The 15,933-nt window shown below is 41.6% G+C and carries 15 protein-coding genes; all 15 read right to left on the reverse strand.

Annotated features, from left to right (window positions below; genetic code table 11):
* Positions 1-30: 30 nt before the first annotated feature.
* Positions 31-1,101, reverse strand: coding sequence for a glycosyltransferase family 2 protein (locus tag HMPREF2686_RS05225; RefSeq protein WP_049506872.1), 1,071 nt, complete (start codon positions 1,099-1,101; stop codon positions 31-33).
* Positions 1,094-2,065 carry a DUF6625 family protein gene (locus tag HMPREF2686_RS05230; protein ID WP_049496413.1) on the reverse strand — a complete coding sequence of 324 codons (972 nt, stop codon included), beginning with the start codon at positions 2,063-2,065 and terminating at the stop codon, positions 1,094-1,096. The genes HMPREF2686_RS05225 and HMPREF2686_RS05230 overlap by 8 nt, the downstream gene beginning before the upstream one ends.
* Positions 2,062-2,703, reverse strand: coding sequence for a DUF1919 domain-containing protein (locus HMPREF2686_RS05235; protein WP_049506870.1), 642 nt, complete (start codon positions 2,701-2,703; stop codon positions 2,062-2,064). Before HMPREF2686_RS05235 ends, HMPREF2686_RS05230 begins: the two co-directional genes overlap by 4 nt.
* Before the next feature lies 1 nt (position 2,704).
* On the reverse strand, positions 2,705-3,853 hold the full coding sequence (locus tag HMPREF2686_RS05240) for a glycosyltransferase family 4 protein (protein ID WP_049474179.1): 1,149 nt from the start codon (positions 3,851-3,853) through the stop codon (positions 2,705-2,707).
* A gap of 2 nt (positions 3,854-3,855) precedes the next feature.
* Positions 3,856-5,028, reverse strand: a complete 1,173-nt coding sequence (gene cps2T, locus HMPREF2686_RS05245) for a beta 1-4 rhamnosyltransferase Cps2T (protein WP_024055174.1) — start codon at positions 5,026-5,028, stop codon at positions 3,856-3,858.
* A 38-nt stretch (positions 5,029-5,066) separates the two neighbouring features.
* Entirely contained in the window at positions 5,067-6,443 is a 1,377-nt protein-coding gene (locus tag HMPREF2686_RS05250) for a sugar transferase (protein ID WP_024055173.1), read from the reverse strand.
* Positions 6,444-6,462: 19 nt separating this feature from the next.
* On the reverse strand, positions 6,463-7,155 hold the full coding sequence (locus HMPREF2686_RS05255; protein WP_023919867.1) for a tyrosine-protein kinase: 693 nt from the start codon (positions 7,153-7,155) through the stop codon (positions 6,463-6,465).
* A 12-nt stretch (positions 7,156-7,167) separates the two neighbouring features.
* Positions 7,168-7,863 (reverse strand): Wzz/FepE/Etk N-terminal domain-containing protein, encoded by a 696-nt coding sequence (locus HMPREF2686_RS05260; protein ID WP_024055172.1) that lies wholly within the window; start codon positions 7,861-7,863, stop codon positions 7,168-7,170.
* A gap of 44 nt (positions 7,864-7,907) precedes the next feature.
* Positions 7,908-8,639 carry a capsular polysaccharide biosynthesis protein Cps4B gene (gene cps4B / locus HMPREF2686_RS05265; protein WP_024055171.1) on the reverse strand — a complete coding sequence of 244 codons (732 nt, stop codon included), beginning with the start codon at positions 8,637-8,639 and terminating at the stop codon, positions 7,908-7,910.
* Positions 8,636-10,105 (reverse strand): LCP family glycopolymer transferase CpsA, encoded by a 1,470-nt coding sequence (locus tag HMPREF2686_RS05270; RefSeq protein WP_024055170.1) that lies wholly within the window; start codon positions 10,103-10,105, stop codon positions 8,636-8,638. The genes cps4B and HMPREF2686_RS05270 overlap by 4 nt, the downstream gene beginning before the upstream one ends.
* A 187-nt stretch (positions 10,106-10,292) precedes the next feature.
* The gene (nrdG, locus tag HMPREF2686_RS05275; RefSeq protein WP_045760018.1) at positions 10,293-10,898 is read right to left on the reverse strand and encodes an anaerobic ribonucleoside-triphosphate reductase activating protein; all 606 of its coding nucleotides are present in this window, start codon (positions 10,896-10,898) and stop codon (positions 10,293-10,295) included.
* Between the two features lie 40 nt (positions 10,899-10,938).
* The gene (locus HMPREF2686_RS05280; RefSeq protein ID WP_070449502.1) at positions 10,939-11,403 is read right to left on the reverse strand and encodes a GNAT family N-acetyltransferase; all 465 of its coding nucleotides are present in this window, start codon (positions 11,401-11,403) and stop codon (positions 10,939-10,941) included.
* A gap of 37 nt (positions 11,404-11,440) precedes the next feature.
* A complete protein-coding gene (locus HMPREF2686_RS10375; protein WP_148130199.1) occupies positions 11,441-11,581 on the reverse strand; it encodes a hypothetical protein in 141 nt (46 codons plus the stop codon).
* 11 nt (positions 11,582-11,592) lie between these two features.
* On the reverse strand, positions 11,593-13,803 hold the full coding sequence (gene nrdD / locus HMPREF2686_RS05285; protein ID WP_045760231.1) for an anaerobic ribonucleoside-triphosphate reductase: 2,211 nt from the start codon (positions 13,801-13,803) through the stop codon (positions 11,593-11,595).
* A 122-nt stretch (positions 13,804-13,925) separates the two neighbouring features.
* On the reverse strand, positions 13,926-15,764 hold the full coding sequence (locus HMPREF2686_RS05290; protein WP_070449504.1) for a glycosyltransferase family protein: 1,839 nt from the start codon (positions 15,762-15,764) through the stop codon (positions 13,926-13,928).
* Positions 15,765-15,933: the final 169 nt, after the last annotated feature.

Below are 15,933 nucleotides of genomic sequence, written 5' to 3' on the forward strand. Positions count from 1 at the left end.
ACCTTTTTACTCTTAATAAAATAGCTACACCTATTTAAAAGCAATTTTACGTAAAATTGGATTCATTTTCATTTTTTCAATAAAGATGACTGTCCGAAATTTTTTTTGGGTGAGAAGATCAATACTCAATCTTCTAAGAAAAGAAGAAATATCTCGCTGTCTTAATAAGGTCTTATAAGACCCAATCATTTGATTCCTATTTCCTGAAAAAATATGATCAAAAGCTTTATTAGTAATAACAGATTGCAGTAATTCTATCTTTTCTTTCCTTCTCGCATTTAAATTAGAAATTTGAAAGGCTGCACTTACAATAATTTTTGTCTTAATTTCCTGAATTAATGTGGCATCTTCTATTTGGAACTTTTCAAGTAATTCTTGCAATGCTTGAAGTTCATCTAATTGTATTTCGATTCTTCTAGGATGAAAACTGGTCAATGCTGAACCGCTTCTACCAGCAATATAATTATAAAGAATCGAATCAATAAATTGAATGGTATTTAAATGTCGATAAACTTGAAAATTGAATGAAGTATCCTCTCCTATTGGTTTACTAGGAAACTGAATATCGTGTTTTAAAATAAATGACTTGTTATAGATTCTTGACCAAACATTGTACATCATATCAGTTTTGAATAACTCTATAAATTCATTTCTAAATTCATTCTTTCCAAGAAGACCACAACGCGTATACAAATGAGGGCGACAAGACAAAATAGTGTCCTTATTTTCTTTAATTTCATTGTAGCCAAAACAAAGAACATCCCATTTATCATTGAGGGTAGGAAATATTTTTTCAAAGAAATCCTCAGATACGAAGTCGTCAGGATCCATAAAAAATAAATAATTACCTCTCGACAAAGAAATACCTAAGTTCCTAGCTTCTGACACTCCGTTATTTTCAATATGCCTAACACAAACGTTAGAAAAATTATTTTGATACTTATCACAAATCGCACCGCTATTATCACTTGAACCGTCATCAATTAACACAATTTCATAATTGATTGGCGACGATTGCATAAGTATGGAATCTAGGGCTCTTTTTAAATAACCTTCAACATTAAATACTGGAACAATAATACTCAAATCTATATTATTCATTACTCTTCATCCTTAATTTATGACGAATAAATTCTAGTGTCCATTTTTCTTTTTTTAATTTCTTTAACATTGTTGATCTAATATATTCCCAATAGAATTTATTTCTTGTCACCTCTACTAGCTCTTGCTTAGAAATTTTCTCTCCAATAACTAATTGATTTGGTATAACATAAAATGAATCAACCAATTTAAACTCAGGACATTTGATCATCCTCTTTTGGAAATGTGCATATAGAGGACGCTTAACCACTATATCACTATCGATTAAATTTATCGATTCCAAACCATTTTCCTCTGACCAAAAATAGTAGCGTTTCGGTTCGTTTTCACCATATTCCCGAAATGAGAAATGACTAATATCAATATCATCAAAAAACTTATCTTGCAGTTGTTTGAAATGACTTTTTTCAAAAAGCTTTTGGATACCTTCTGCCTCATCAAAAATAAAATTTTGCTCACTAGTAAAGACATTATGATAATCTAATCGATAGTTTAAACCTTGCCCAGACATAAATACATGATTAACATCTTGTGTATTTTTAAATATTTGTAAATGACCTAAAAGACCATATCGAGCATAATCTTTCTCAAAAAATCTATGCTCTTCTAGAAATTGGTAAATATCTCCAAGTAAAACATCTGTGTCACAAAAGCCCCAGTAATCATAACCCTTTAATTCTTCTTCAAAGATAAGCCCATAAGCAACTTTATAGTCACATAATTTATAAGGTGTTTTAAGAGAGATTTTAAAATCAAACTTAGACTGAACTTTCTCTCTTAACTCATCAAAAGAAAGAGTTACAAATTCTATATTTTTAGCATTTAAAATGTCAAATTGTTCAACCTTTTGATCCGTATAAATTAAGAAATCAATCTTTTGATTACGTTTGGCGGTTAACAAAAAATAAGGGAAAAATTTTGGAAGTCTTCCGAAATATGGAATAATAAGTCTTATTCTTTTCATTTAGTTAGATCCTCTCCACCCTTATTCAACCAAGTAACAGCATTAAAATAACGGTGGTACGTTTTCAAATCGATGCCAACGTGTCCTTGCTTTTCAGCTGATTTAAAGTGGACCAATGAAGGTAGGTCACTATAATTCTTTGAAGAGAAAATCACCTTACTCTTGTATGGAAGCTCTTCAAACTCTTTCATCAGCTCATAAGTACAAGCATCATTGTCATTGAACTTGAAATACAAATTATCCCAATGCATTCTCTTCAAACGGCGGTTCCATTTTTGAGTTGCTTCTTCTTCATCTGCATAATGCAAAAAATGAAGTTCAATATCATCAAGAATTGCAAGAGGGTAGGCGTTATCAAAGTCTTTGATATATTTCGATTCCTGAACAAATTTCAAGGGGATGTTTCCACTCAAATAGTGTTTTAAATTCTTGAGCATCTTGATATAATCAGGCGAAAAGACAAACATCCCTACAAATGGTGTTTGATAAGGCAAGCCCAACTCCTGATATACTTTTCCAGCCCAACAATTATCGCATATGATCGTAAAGTTTTTATTCTTGAGTCTTCGCCGAGGAATAAAATTAATAATTGGATAAACGATTGGTTTTAATTTATTTTTTAGTGTTTCACTGTTCATATTAGTACTTCTTATATTGTTCTGAGAAATTACGAATATAACTTTGTAATGAAAAGAGTTCTTTTTGGCGTTTGACAGAGGCCTTGCCAAATTGCTCTCTCTTCTCGGTGTTATCAGCCAATTCTTGAATAGCTTTAGACAATTCTGCAGGCTGATTTCGTGTGGCAAGAAGGCCATTTTCACCTTCCTGCACCATTTCACAGACACCGCCATGACGGTAGCCGACTACAGGTTTGCCACAAGCCATTGATTCGAGAACTACAGTTGGTAGAGGATCTGGATTGGTACTTGGCAAGACAAAGATATCAAACATATTATAGAGTTCTGTTGTCTTACTATAATAATCGATTCGCTTGATTTGGCTAGCTACTGGTGACTCTGAAATAGCTTTTTCCAGCTCATCCACGCGCCATTCTTCACCTTCAAATGCACTCCCTGCTAGAAAAGCTACTGCTTTTGAATTGGCCTGTAAGATTGGCGTCACAGCTTCTAAAAAGTCGCCTTGACCTTTCCAGGCATTCACTCGACCAACCATACCGATAACCAAGGCATCCTGTGCGATCCCAAATTGGTCACGGACAGAGCCAGCATCGATTTCATGATAGACGGCATTGTCGACCCCATTATAGATGACTTGAACCTGGTCATTTTTGACAAAACGAGACTGCTTGACATGATTAGCAACGGCATTTGAAACGGTCACAATGGTATCCGCATAGCGCCCCATCAAAAAGTTGATGAAATCAGAAATCGCTTTAGGTTTAACGATAATTTCATGCACATGCCAAATCAAAGGAAGTTTTAACTTCCGCTTGAGGTAAATGCCCTCAAGTACCGCAGTTGTATTGTTGTGAATGAGAGTAATCCCATTCTCTTTAGCATACTGAGCAATTTGTTTGGAGTAACGGTTATAGGAGCCAAAGTACTCAAGAATCCCTTTTGGATTAAAATATTTCCGGCGCAAAATTGGATAGTCGATGACTTTTACCTTAGCCCCAACCTCTTCCAATGCACCAACTAAGACACCATCATTGGGTAAGATAACGTGTGCTTCAAAAGCATCTTTATCCAAACCCTTAATAAGCTCCAACAACACCTTGTCAGCACCATACATTTCGGCACCAGCGTGAAGATATAATATTTTCTGCATTTCTAACCTTTAAATACTTTCTCGTAGTCTGTGACAATCTTTTCCCAAGTGAAAGCATCCGCAATCCGTTGACTTGATTGTTGATTAAGATCTTCGATAGCTTGTTCATCCAATTGTTCAGCCTGATTAATGACATGTGCCAATTGATCTTTCTTCCAATAGAGAGCACCATCTTCACCGACTTCACGGTTAAAGCCAACATCTAACAAGAGGTTGAGTTTAGTAGACTCGAGCGCCTCAAGAAGGGATGGATTAGTACCACCTACCTCATGACCATGGAAATAAGCGAAGGCATGTTCACGAATGTATTTGAGCAATTCTTGATCATAAACAGTTCCGACAAACTTCACTCGAGGGTCTTGATCAAATCCTGTATCTTTACGCAACTGTTCATAGAACTTGTTTTGCTCTACATTGGTAATCAGGACAAAATCTTTTTTGGAACTGGACTGCATAAAGCCACGAATCATGGCCTCATAGTTGTTTTCGGGTACAAAGCGACCTACGACAAGGTAGTAATTCCCTTCAGAGACTTGCTTGTCCGCAAACCAAGTCCCTACTTTCTCATCTTCTCTACTCAGGCTAGACTTGCTTGTATCCGTTCCATAGGCGATATAGGTCGTCTGTGGCTGATACTTAGCGTAATCCTTCTGGATATAGGCTTCAATATTCTTGCTATCGCAGATTAACAGGTCGGCATGTTTGACCATGAGTTGTTCAGAAAATTTCCAATACTTACGGACTGGGAGACTCCATTTCGCGCGAAGCCATTCATGACCATCCGGATTGACCATGAGGGTCCCACCGATCGCCTTGATTTTCTTTTTAATTTTTGAGATAAAAGGACCAATCCGGCAAGCCAAGACATAAAAGATTGGTGCCTGGTCCTTGTTTTCCTTTGCGATTTCAATCGCCTTATTAAGTGCTGCAATATCGTAAGCAATGGCACGTGCAGGACCAATATTAGGGACATCAATGTTGTAGCAAATTGCACCGTTATGTTCAAAAGTATCTGCAGTAATCCCTGATTTGGCTGAATTCTCCCGCATACAAGCTACATAATACTGGATATCTTTATCTTGTTGGAATTCTGTCAACTTTTCAACAAAGGTCTCAAAACCACCATATTTTGCTGGAATCCCTTTGGAACCAACGATATAAATTGATTGTGTCATTTTTCTCCTAACATGGAAAGGACGAAGTAGGCATTTTCCTACTTCGCTCCTTCTTTTCTAAGTACAACCTTCACGGTCTTGAGCAGGATCTGAATATCTCTCCAGATCGTCCAACCATCCATGTATGCAACGTCGAGTTTGACCACTTCGTCAAAATCTGTAATCTCACTGCGTCCGCTCACTTGCCAAAGGCCTGTAATCCCGGGCTTGAAGCTGAGGCGGCGTTTTTGGGCTGGCGTATAGTCTTGGTATTCGTCTACCGTTGGAGGACGAGTTCCGACTAGACTCATATCGCCGATCAGAACATTGTAAAATTGTGGCAATTCATCCAGACTGGTCTTACGGATAAAGCGTCCGATTGGTGTTACCCGTGGATCGTTTTCCATCTTAAACATGCCACCTGTCATGGTATTTTGCGCCATCAGATCTTTTTTAATCTCTTCGGCATCCACGCGCATAGAGCGGAATTTATAGAAGTTAAAATACCGTCCGTTCTTTCCGACCCGCTTCTGTACAAAGAAGGCAGGTCCACCATCTTTGCGGATTAGAGGGACCAAAACGATACTCACTAGTCCACAAATCAAGAGACCAAAGAGGGCGCCTACAACATCTAAGAGACGTTTAGCAAAGACGTGACTTGGTTTATAGAAATTGGTTGAGAAAGTGACGACACTTAGTCCCCCGACTTCTCGAACCCGTTTATTGCCCAAGGAAGCGAAGTTAAAGGCATTGAGATTGACCGATACATCGATCCCCATACTCTCAAACTCCGAGACGAAATCACTAATATTGTAGTCCTCACTTGGCAGATTGATAAACACTTCATCCACCACTTCCTTGGTCACAAAGTTCATCATTTGATCCGGCTGCACCACCCGTACACCCGAATGGGTAAAATCCGTATCATCCATGACAGTGACACCGATTAGTTCTCCATGATAAAGGCTAGGCAAATGCAAAATATCAAATACCTTTTCCATCCGGCTAGTCGCTGTAATCAGGAAAATCTTTCGCGAGCTTTTCCTCCGTGGTGAAACAGACTTCCGGTATCTCTTGAGCAAGAGATCCATGATATAGACGGAAAACGTATTGAAAAGAAAGAAGTAGATCATCCCCCGACGAGAGATGGAAAAGACCCCATCGAGCATAAAAGAGGTAAAGGTGATCCCAACAGCGAAAAATACATTGTATTTCAAGACCTGAAAGAGCTCATCTAGATAGCCTCTGCTATAAAAACGATAGGCAATATTGCTAATGTAAAAGGATACAAAATGCAAGAGATAGAGAATGGCAATTGTCTGCGACGTGTATTCTGCATCCTTAAAAAGACTCACAATGTAAGCCGAAAATAGGACAGCTAAACTTTGAAAGAGAACAATATTTAATTTTTCCAGTTCGATTCTTTCTTCTCCCATTTTCCCTCGATCCTATTCTTTACTTTTTCCCGTACTCTCCGTAAGATCCATATCCACCGTATGAACCATACTCAGCAGCTTTAATGTTAAATTTATTGAGCACGACTCCTAAGAAAGGGGTGCCTGTTTGTTCTAATTGTTCCTTAGCCTTTTGGACAGCCTTGCGTCCATTGGCACCAGATTCTGTGATCAAGACAGTTCCATCACAGCGTTGGGCGATAATGGCCGCATCAATCACGACCCCGATTGGAGGCGTATCGACAATGATGTAGTCAAAATGCTCACGCAAGGCATCCATCATCACAGTGAAGTTCTTGCTTTGCAAGAGACCTGTTGGGTTTGGCGCTACCTGTCCAGACTCGATGATATCCAAATTTGGAAAATCAGTCGCATACAAGATTTGGTCCAATTGGCTACGACCAGATAAGAAGTCGGTCAAGCCTTGGATCTTATCCCGGCTACGGAAAACCCCTGTCATGACAGAGTTCCGGATATCGCAGTCGACCAAGAGGGTCTTGTAACCCGCACGCGCAAAGGCAACGGCCAAGTTGGTTGAAGTGGTTGATTTCCCTTCATTTTCTTGAACAGATGAGATGGCGATGACTTTTAAGTCCACCCCACTCAATTGGATATTCGTCGCTAGGGCATTGAAGTACTCTTCTGCCTTCCGAATTTCTTGTAATTTATTTTTTGAAATTTCTAACGTATTCATGCGATCCCCAGTCTACAGTTTCTTAATATCTGGCACAATACCAAGTAAGGTTAAGCCCATCAGCTCTTCGATATCTTCTGGTCTCTTGACACGATCATCCAAGACTTCTACTACGACCATGAGAACCACCATGAGGCCTGCTCCAGCAATAAAGCCAAGAAGGACATTGCGTCGGATATTTGGTGAAGAAGGTGATTGAGGCACTTCTGCTTCATCCAAGGTCGTAACATCTGACACCTTGGTCACAGCAATGATCTTTTCAGCTGCTACATTCCGAAGGCCATTGGCAATACGAGCTGCTTCTTTTGGATCTCCGTCCTTAGCCGTGATCGAAAGGATACGAGTATCTGTCGGAACGGATACACTGATCTTTTTCGACAACTCAGCCGGTGTCATATCGAGTTTCAATTCTTCGATGGCTTGCGTCAAAACATTTTGAGAAAGAATGATCTCACGGTAGTCCTTAACCAAGTAAGAACCCGCCTGCAAATCAGAGTTTGTCAAGGCATTGTTGTCTTGATTTTGGCGACTGACCACGTAGATTCGGCTAGTACTTTGGTATTCTTTCTTGGCTAAAAAGGCACTGTAGCCAAATGCTGCAATGGCAAAGACAAGAGCGACCAAAACGATCGAAAACTTGCGTTTCCATAGGGTCTTCAGCATAGCGAAAACATCAATTTCCACTGCTTGATTTTCTTGATTGTTCATTTCCTAATTACTCCTTCATGTGGATCTCTCCACCTGTTTTCTGGTTAGATTAATTCATCCGCTAACAAGAGTTCTTGATTGCTGACAAAGAGAGCTTGTGCTCGTTGTTCTCCGTATTCTTCCTTGATCAAGCGATAGGCTTCTGCCATATAAGGCGGTCGTTTATCCACATTGTGCATATCACTGGCAACAAAGTGCACTAAGTCTTTTTCTAAGAAGTACCGAGCTCGTTTTTTCAGTTGTTTTTGTTCATCCCCAAAGAGGCGAGGCTTGAGAACACTGGAACTATTGATCTGCATGTAGCAGCCCATGTCAATCATCTCTTGCACGCGCTCCTCATTTTTCTCCAAGCACTTGTAGCGCTCGATATGGGCCACCACCGGTGTCACACCTAGATGGAGCAAACGGTCCAAGGCCGTATGGATCTCCTTATAAGGTGTTCCCATGCTGAATTCAATCAGCGCAAAGCGCGTCTCTGCCAAACGTGGAATGATCTTTTCTTCCAGTTTTTTCAAGACATCATTGGTAAAGTAGATCTCTGCCCCGTAATGAATCGTCAAATCTGGCGCGACCTCTGCCGCAATTTTTTTCACTTCTTGAAAATTTTCTGCAATTTTTTCTTCTGGAGTTTCAAACATCCCCTTGCGACGATGAGAAGTGGAGATAATGGTCCGTACCCCTTGGCGATAGCTTTCTTCCAATAAGGCACGTGTATCTTCTCTTGTCTTTGGTCCATCATCCACATCAAAGACGATGTGCGAGTGGATATCAATCATTTTTCTTTTCCTTCCATTACTTTTTGAATGGTTTCCTTAGCCTTGGTCAAGCTGGCTTGATCCAACTCCATGACATAGAGGTTGTAACCAGGCATAGCATAAGACGGCAAGTCATTTCGTCCTTGACCGGTAATCGCTTGAGAAGTCACCTCATAAGAACCACCTGTTTCTAACTGGGTATTGATCAAGTTCATCATAGTCGGCAACTGCATGTTGGTTTGGACAGAATCTTGGAGGTTTCCGATAATCTCATTGTAGTTGCTTAAGACCTTGGTAGAGGTCAACTTTTTGATAATGGCCGCAATGACTTTTTCTTGGTTTTTCCCACGATCATTGTCGCCACCTTGGAGAGAGTAGCGTTCTCGGACAAAACCGAGGGCTTGCTCTGAATTCAAATGAACCTTTCCAACTGGGAAATGGAACTTGCCATGAAGACTCGTGAATTCTTGGTCATTTTCCACATCGATCCCCCCTAGAAGGTCAATCAACTTGAGGAAGGACGTGAAATTGAGACGAACATAGTAGTTGAGCTTGATATCATAGAGATTCTCAAGGGTATGAATGGAAGCATCCACACCGTAGATCCCCGCATGGGTCAACTTATCATTTTGGTTGTTACCACCATCTGCAATCGGTACATAGGCATCCCGCGGCGTCGTTGTCAACAGAACTTGCTTGGTCTTCCGATTGACGGTCATGATGATATTGACATCTGATCGAGAAACCGAAGTTACTGGGCCATAGGTATCGATCCCGCTGACATAGATGTTAAAGACATCCGCATTGGCAGACACCTTGCTCGTTGCTGCCACTTCTTTTCGAATCTTGTAGGAATAGATTTTCTTCAACTTCTTCGCATAGTCGGCATCTTCAGCAGCGATAGTATCTTCAAAGGTACTGTTGAGCACCATGGCAGAAGCATTCCCTTCTTGCAGGCTCTTATAGGCATCTAGATAAGTCGGTGCATCCACTACAGAAATTTCCTGACCCTTGGTCTTTTTGATATTGTCCAAGAGGGCCGTGAGATTGGCTTCATTATTGTTGCCCTTTGGTGCCACCACTTCCTTGATTTCTTTGATGTCTTTGATGTCACTGTCTTTCTTGACATAGACAGCCATCTCAAACTCTGTATAGTTAGAATGGCCATTGACATTGCTCGTCAGATTTAGCAGCTGTTGACTAGCAAACAAAACTCCTGAACTAGCCAATAAGCCGACAAGAAGCAGGACCAAAGTTGTCTTTTTGGCCTGATTTTTGATCACAAACCAAGCTGACAAGAGCAAGAGAAGAGCTAGTAGTGCAATCACGAGAACATTGACATAGCGAAAAGCCAAGATGTTATTGGCCAACATGGTATAGGTCGCCCAACTTGCAGTCATAAGCAAAAAAATAAGCAATACGGAATTAATGATTCGCAATTGCCCCCACTTATGTTCTGAACGACGACTCCGTCTCCTTTGTGACATAAATACCTCCAATTAGTCCTAATCATATTTATTGTAACATATTTTTAGCAAAAAATGCATTAATTATCACTTTTTTGTCCGTTATGGACATTTGGGAAGTAAGCGCTTTCTAAAATAAGCAAAATCCCTTGTATACTTATGCAGAGAATCCAAAAAAACCGGGTGAAACACCCGGTTTTTGAAGATCCTACAAAAGATCATCCCGCTTGACTTGCTCAAAACTTTCCTTGCCATCATTGAGCTTGTCCCAGATGACAACCTTTCCTTCTTTCAATGATTTTTGAACATCAATAATCCGCTGGTTGGAAGACCCACGAAACTGCAACATGAGGTTGCGTTTGCTCTTATCATACCGTCCATCGACCAAGATATCAATCAGCGACAAGAGCTCCAGTTTATCAGGCGTTTCTAACATCATTTCTTCCCAAGTGTAGCCCGTCCATGACCAGATATCTTTTTCCGGCAATTCTTTCCGAATACGTTTTACAAGGGGTAAAAGAATACCTGTATTAAGAAATGGCTCTCCTCCTAGCAAGGTTAAGCCTTGGACATAGGGTTGGGCCAGATCTTCCATGATCTGCTCTTCTAACTCTTGGGTATAGGGAATGCCTGCATTGAAAGACCAGGTCGCTACATTGTAACAACCCTCACAGTGAAACATGCACCCGGCCACATAAAGGGAATTGCGCACCCCTTCGCCATCGACAAAGTTAAAAGCCTTGTAATCAATGATGCGCCCTTGACTCAGTTCCTCACTCTTCCATTCGCCTGGTTTTGGTGTATTCCATGTCATCCTTCTACTCCACCTCTATCCAATACCGCTCCGTTCCATTTCAAACATCTTCAAATTGACCGCCATTGGCTAAGATAACCGCTCGGCTGGCCGGATTGTCCGTGCTACAAGTCACCAGAGCACGATGGATGTTCTTTTCTTTAGCTACTTGCAGACCTTGACGGAGAGCCTCCTTGGCATAACCCTTGCCTCTTTCAGAAGGGCGGATGGAATAACCGATATGACCAGCATAATTCAGCAATCCCTCATTTAGTCTCAGCCGTAGATTCAAAAAACCTAAAGCATGACCTGATTCATCAAACAATACGAACTGAATTGATGGAACGCGATTTTCAGGCAAATTTATTCCCATTTCTTTATTAAGGTTAGTTTCTAGCCACTCCTCATAATCAAAGTTCTCAGCATCCCAAAAGCCGCCGTCGTGCGCTGATCGGGTCTCTTCGAACTCTGCCATCATGTTTAAAATAGTTTCTTTATCTGCTAAAGTCGGTCTGCGTAATTCCATCATTCCCTCCCCATAAGAGAAAAGCGAGAGCGAACTCTCACTTTTTCTTATTCTTATTTAAAAATTGTTCTCTCAGGCTGGCTACTTGGTCTTTTTTATTGATTCCACCCTTTGAATGCTTCTCGTGGAATCGTTGAACCTGAGCCTTGCCTTTATCATCTAATTGGTATTTTCCCATAATGTCCTTTTCTAATCTGTCACTTGGTGTCCAGCTGATTTGATAGTGGATCCATTCATGTGTTTGACCCGTGCAGCGATTTCCTTATGACGGCCATTGACCATCGGACGAGCTTGCGGGTTTCCTAGATAACCACAGGTCCGTTTGACCACATCAACCGTTTTCGGATCGCTATTACCACAGTTTGGACAAGCAAATCCGCGCTCAGTCGGCGTGAAATCTCCTTCAAAATCACACTTGTAACAACGGTCAATCGGCGTATTGGTTCCGAGATAACCGACCCGATCATAGGCATAATCCCAAACCGCCTCAAGGGCTTTTGGATTTTGTTGGAGCACAGGGTATTCACAATAGTGGATAAAGCCACCAGAAGCTCCAGCTTCAGGATAAACTTTTTCAAAATCCAACTTCTCAAATGGCGTTGGGTTCTTACGAACATCGTAGTGGAAACTATTGGTGTAGTATTCCTTGTCTGTGATATCCCGAACCTTACCAAATTTCTCCGTATCTAGGCGACAGAAGCGGTCTGTCAAGCTTTCTGACGGAGTCGAATAGATAGAGAAGTGGTAATCATACTGGTCAGACCATTCTTCCACGCGAGCTTTCATATCCTTGATGATATCGATCGTGAATTGTTTGGCTTCTGGATTGTGTTCCCAATTTGGACCATAAAAGACGGTTGCGACTTCATAGAGTCCGATATAGCCAAGAGAAACGGTTGCTCTGCGATGACGGAAGAGCTGATCTACCTGGTCATATTTGCCCAAGCGTTTCCCGAAAGCCCCATATTGGTAGAGAATCGGCGCATTGGCTGGTGTTGCTTCTTTGGTGCGTTCCACCCGGTAAACCAAGGCATCTTCAGCGATGTTCATCCGTTCATTAAAGATTTGCCAGAACTTCTCCTTGTCTCCTCCCGATTCCAAGGCAATCCGAGGTAAATTGACTGTCACAACCCCTAGATTCATCCGGCCAGAATTAACTTCCACACCATTTTCATCCTTCCAACCTTGAAGGAAAGAACGACATCCCATCGGCACCTTGAAAGAGCCTGTCAACTCGACAATCTTGTCATAAGACAAAACGTCTGGATACATACGCTTCGTTGCACATTCCAAGGCCAATTGCTTGATATCATAGTTAGGGGTTCCAGGTTCTAGGTTGAGCCCCCGCTTGAGGGTAAAGATCAGTTTTGGAAAGATCGCTGTCCGATGTTCCGATCCAAGTCCCTTGATTCTAATTTCCAAAATCGCCTTTTGGATTTCCCGCTCGAAGCGATTGGTTCCAAGACCAAAACCAAGCGAAGTAAAGGGAGTTTGTCCGTTCGAGGTAAAGAGGGTATTGATCTCATATTCCAGCGATTGCATGGCATCATAGATATCTTTTTGAGTCTTGCTCCAAGCATAGTCCTCTTGCTTTTCAGGAAGCACCCACTCTTTGGCATCTGCCAAGTGTTTTTGGTAGTTCTTTTCTGCATAAGGGGCCAGGACCTCATCGATCCGGTCAGCTGAACAGCCCCCGTACTGACTAGAGGCTACATTGGCAATAATCTGCGAGATTTGAGCCGTCGCAGTTTGGATGGACTTAGGACTTTCTACTTCTGCATTCCCAATCTTAAAGCCATTTCTGAGCATGCCTTCAAAATCGATCAAACAGCAGTTGGTCATCGGTGTATAAGGGCTATAGTCCAAATCATGGTAGTGAATGTCCCCTTTTTGGTGGGCATTGGCTACGTGTTTGGGCAACATTTTGAGACCAATAGACTTACCAACAATCCCTGCTGTCAAGTCCCGTTGCGTGTTAAAGACATCACTGTCCTTGTTGGCGTTTTCATTCACGACGGCTTGGTCCTTATTGAGGAGTTTGCCAATCGTAAAGTTGATATCCGTCGCTTTTGAGCGCTCAAAATCACGCTGGGTGCGATAAGTAATGTAGCTCTCTGCAATCGCATATTCATTAGCTTGAAGCAATTCATGCTCGACGACATTTTGAATCTCATAGATCTTCACGCCATTTGGAAAACGTTCCAAAATCTCTGCGATCACACGATCGACAATGGCTTCTAGTTTGGCTTCCATCACGGGAGTGAGAGAAGTCACTTCTTCTGTTGCCTTCAACAAGGCTTTATAAATTTTTTCAACATCGAATGGAACACGACGGCCATCTCGTTTTTCAACAAAAATATCCGGGGCCATTCTCAGTTTTTCTTCTCTCAAGGTGATCATACCAAACATGCCTCTCTTCATTTATTTACATACAAGTTGTATTATACCACTCCAAAAATAAAAATCAATATCTTGTGGAAAATTTTATAAAAAACTTTCTAAAGCACAAGATATTGATTTTCTTAAGAGCGTTGATAGAGTTTGAAATGACGGTATTTCTTCTCAACGAGATGATAATTTTCTTTGAGCAAGTCCTTCATATTGGAGGTCAATTCTACCTGATTGTTGACCACAATATACTTGGGTTCAGACCGATCGATTTGTTGGATCACATTGGTCCGATTTTCATTAATCCCCAGATAAGACGTCGGGGTCAATAAGGCAGAAGCGGCCAAACGATCGCTTTCTTGATAGAGAGTAGCTGTCGTATCCCAAGCATAAATGGTATCTTTCGACTTGGTGTGATGTTTAATGTAGCTGGCAATAGCACTCCGTTCACTCGATTGACCAGACTGAAGCACAACATCTTGAACCACCGGATTCGCCAACAGGTAGACAAGGGCTACTAGCGGTAAGAAAACTTGGCTCGTAAAGTAAGCGGCCCAAACTTCCTTGTTTTTCTTCTTCCGACCACGACGTTCGATCCCATCGTTTTCTTCCCCATCTCGTGAGAACCAGATCGCAAACAAAGGAAGAACAAATGGCAACATCGGTAATAATTGGTAAGCTCCCTGTTCCGGAAGACCAATCGACACGATGAGGACTACCAGGCTACCTGCCCATCCCATAAAGCGGAAGATCCGGCGAGCACTGCTATTTTGCTTCGTAAAGGACATCAAAAAGGCAGAGACCAGACCAAAGGCGAGCGCCAACAGTCCATAATAAATGGCATTACTGAAGGTCTGTCCATTGCTAAAATTCAAGGCATTAAAGACATAGGTCACTTGGTTAATGGCATAGCCAAAAGTCTGATTCAAAACGGTGATATAGCCAATTGGATAAAAGACAAGTGAAAAACCAAGGAGAGCTGCCAGCAGTTGATAAAAGCCACGTGCCCATCTCTTCTGCTTGATGTTAAAGGCTGTTAATCCAAGGAAGGCCAACAAATAAAACAGGGCACTGGTCATCGGATCAATCAGGAAAGCCACAGCAGCAATCGCACCATAAAGGATAAAGCCTTCATCCTTACGATGCCCAATCAAATAAGCCAAAATGAAATTCATGCTGGCAAATAGGATTGGAAGGCTAAAGAAGGTCACATAAGTCCCTCCAAAACCAAGGCCTAGCACCAAGAAATAAAAGAGTAACTGGACATTCTTCGCTGTATCTTTATCAGACACCAGCAAGCGCACAACCCGATAGAGGTAAGTACCCGCAAAGAAGAGGGCAATCGCTTGGAGAATCATCAAGATCCAATGTCCACCAGCTAAACTTCCCAACCAGTTGATTGCATAATAGAGCAGACCATTGGTTCCGTAAAAATCACCAAACGGTACTTGCCCCTTGGTCATTGCCCAGCCAGCATACAAGTTTTGTGATTGTTGATTGGTTGCAAAACGGGTTAAAAATGGCACCCCGACATGCAGTAAACTAATCAAGAGACTCAACACAAAAGGAATCGCTAGGGGCACTGGACGCTTGGATTGACGACGGATCGGCTCAACTGCCACATCCGCTTCTAGCTCTTCCGTGTCCTCTTCTACCTTAGATGCTTCCGCTTTTGTCGCTTCAACTCCCGCCTTACGCGAACGACGACTCATCCGACTGAGCGGTTGCTCCGCTTCCTGTTCCGATTCTTGTGTAGGTTCTGCTACTGCTTCTGGCTTGGCATCACGAATTTCCTCTGATGCCTCCATTGCAACCGGCTCCTCCAAGACTTCTGGCTGTTGGCTATGAGTCGGCTCTTCTTCACGAAAGACTGATTTATCTAGCACTTCGCGAATTTCACGTGTATCCTGAAAGCTATCTCCCACGTGAAGCCCTAACTTTTTCGAAGTCATTTCTTGCTCTTTTTCGCTCATTCTTTTTCCTTTTCTTCGCTATTCCTCTGCTTTTCCCTTTAGAAAAAAGCCCATTATCTTCTCTAGTATACCAAATTCTGCCGACCATGTCAGCCTCTCGCCACATAGTCCCATGGAAAAAGAGTCAGATCTCTCAGTGAACTGCACCCTAAAAGTTAGACAGAAAAAT

The sequence above is a fragment of the Streptococcus sp. HMSC057G03 genome, from assembly GCF_001808745.1.
GTDB lineage: Bacteria > Bacillota > Bacilli > Lactobacillales > Streptococcaceae > Streptococcus > Streptococcus parasanguinis_Z.

Coding starts and splice junctions, on each gene's coding strand:
- HMPREF2686_RS05270 (WP_024055170.1), bottom strand. CDS start 10,105: ATGTCACAAAGGAGACGGAGTCGTCGTTCAGAACATAAGTGGGGGCAA.
- HMPREF2686_RS05240 (WP_049474179.1), bottom strand. CDS start 3,853: ATGCAGAAAATATTATATCTTCACGCTGGTGCCGAAATGTATGGTGCT.
- HMPREF2686_RS05280 (WP_070449502.1), bottom strand. CDS start 11,403: ATGGAATTACGCAGACCGACTTTAGCAGATAAAGAAACTATTTTAAAC.
- HMPREF2686_RS05235 (WP_049506870.1), bottom strand. CDS start 2,703: ATGAACAGTGAAACACTAAAAAATAAATTAAAACCAATCGTTTATCCA.
- nrdG (WP_045760018.1), bottom strand. CDS start 10,898: ATGACATGGAATACACCAAAACCAGGCGAATGGAAGAGTGAGGAACTG.
- HMPREF2686_RS05225 (WP_049506872.1), bottom strand. CDS start 1,101: ATGAATAATATAGATTTGAGTATTATTGTTCCAGTATTTAATGTTGAA.
- HMPREF2686_RS05255 (WP_023919867.1), bottom strand. CDS start 7,155: ATGAATACGTTAGAAATTTCAAAAAATAAATTACAAGAAATTCGGAAG.
- HMPREF2686_RS05250 (WP_024055173.1), bottom strand. CDS start 6,443: ATGGGAGAAGAAAGAATCGAACTGGAAAAATTAAATATTGTTCTCTTT.
- HMPREF2686_RS10375 (WP_148130199.1), bottom strand. CDS start 11,581: ATGGGAAAATACCAATTAGATGATAAAGGCAAGGCTCAGGTTCAACGA.
- HMPREF2686_RS05260 (WP_024055172.1), bottom strand. CDS start 7,863: ATGAACAATCAAGAAAATCAAGCAGTGGAAATTGATGTTTTCGCTATG.
- cps2T (WP_024055174.1), bottom strand. CDS start 5,028: ATGACACAATCAATTTATATCGTTGGTTCCAAAGGGATTCCAGCAAAA.
- HMPREF2686_RS05290 (WP_070449504.1), bottom strand. CDS start 15,764: ATGAGCGAAAAAGAGCAAGAAATGACTTCGAAAAAGTTAGGGCTTCAC.
- cps4B (WP_024055171.1), bottom strand. CDS start 8,639: ATGATTGATATCCACTCGCACATCGTCTTTGATGTGGATGATGGACCA.
- HMPREF2686_RS05230 (WP_049496413.1), bottom strand. CDS start 2,065: ATGAAAAGAATAAGACTTATTATTCCATATTTCGGAAGACTTCCAAAA.
- nrdD (WP_045760231.1), bottom strand. CDS start 13,803: ATGATCACCTTGAGAGAAGAAAAACTGAGAATGGCCCCGGATATTTTT.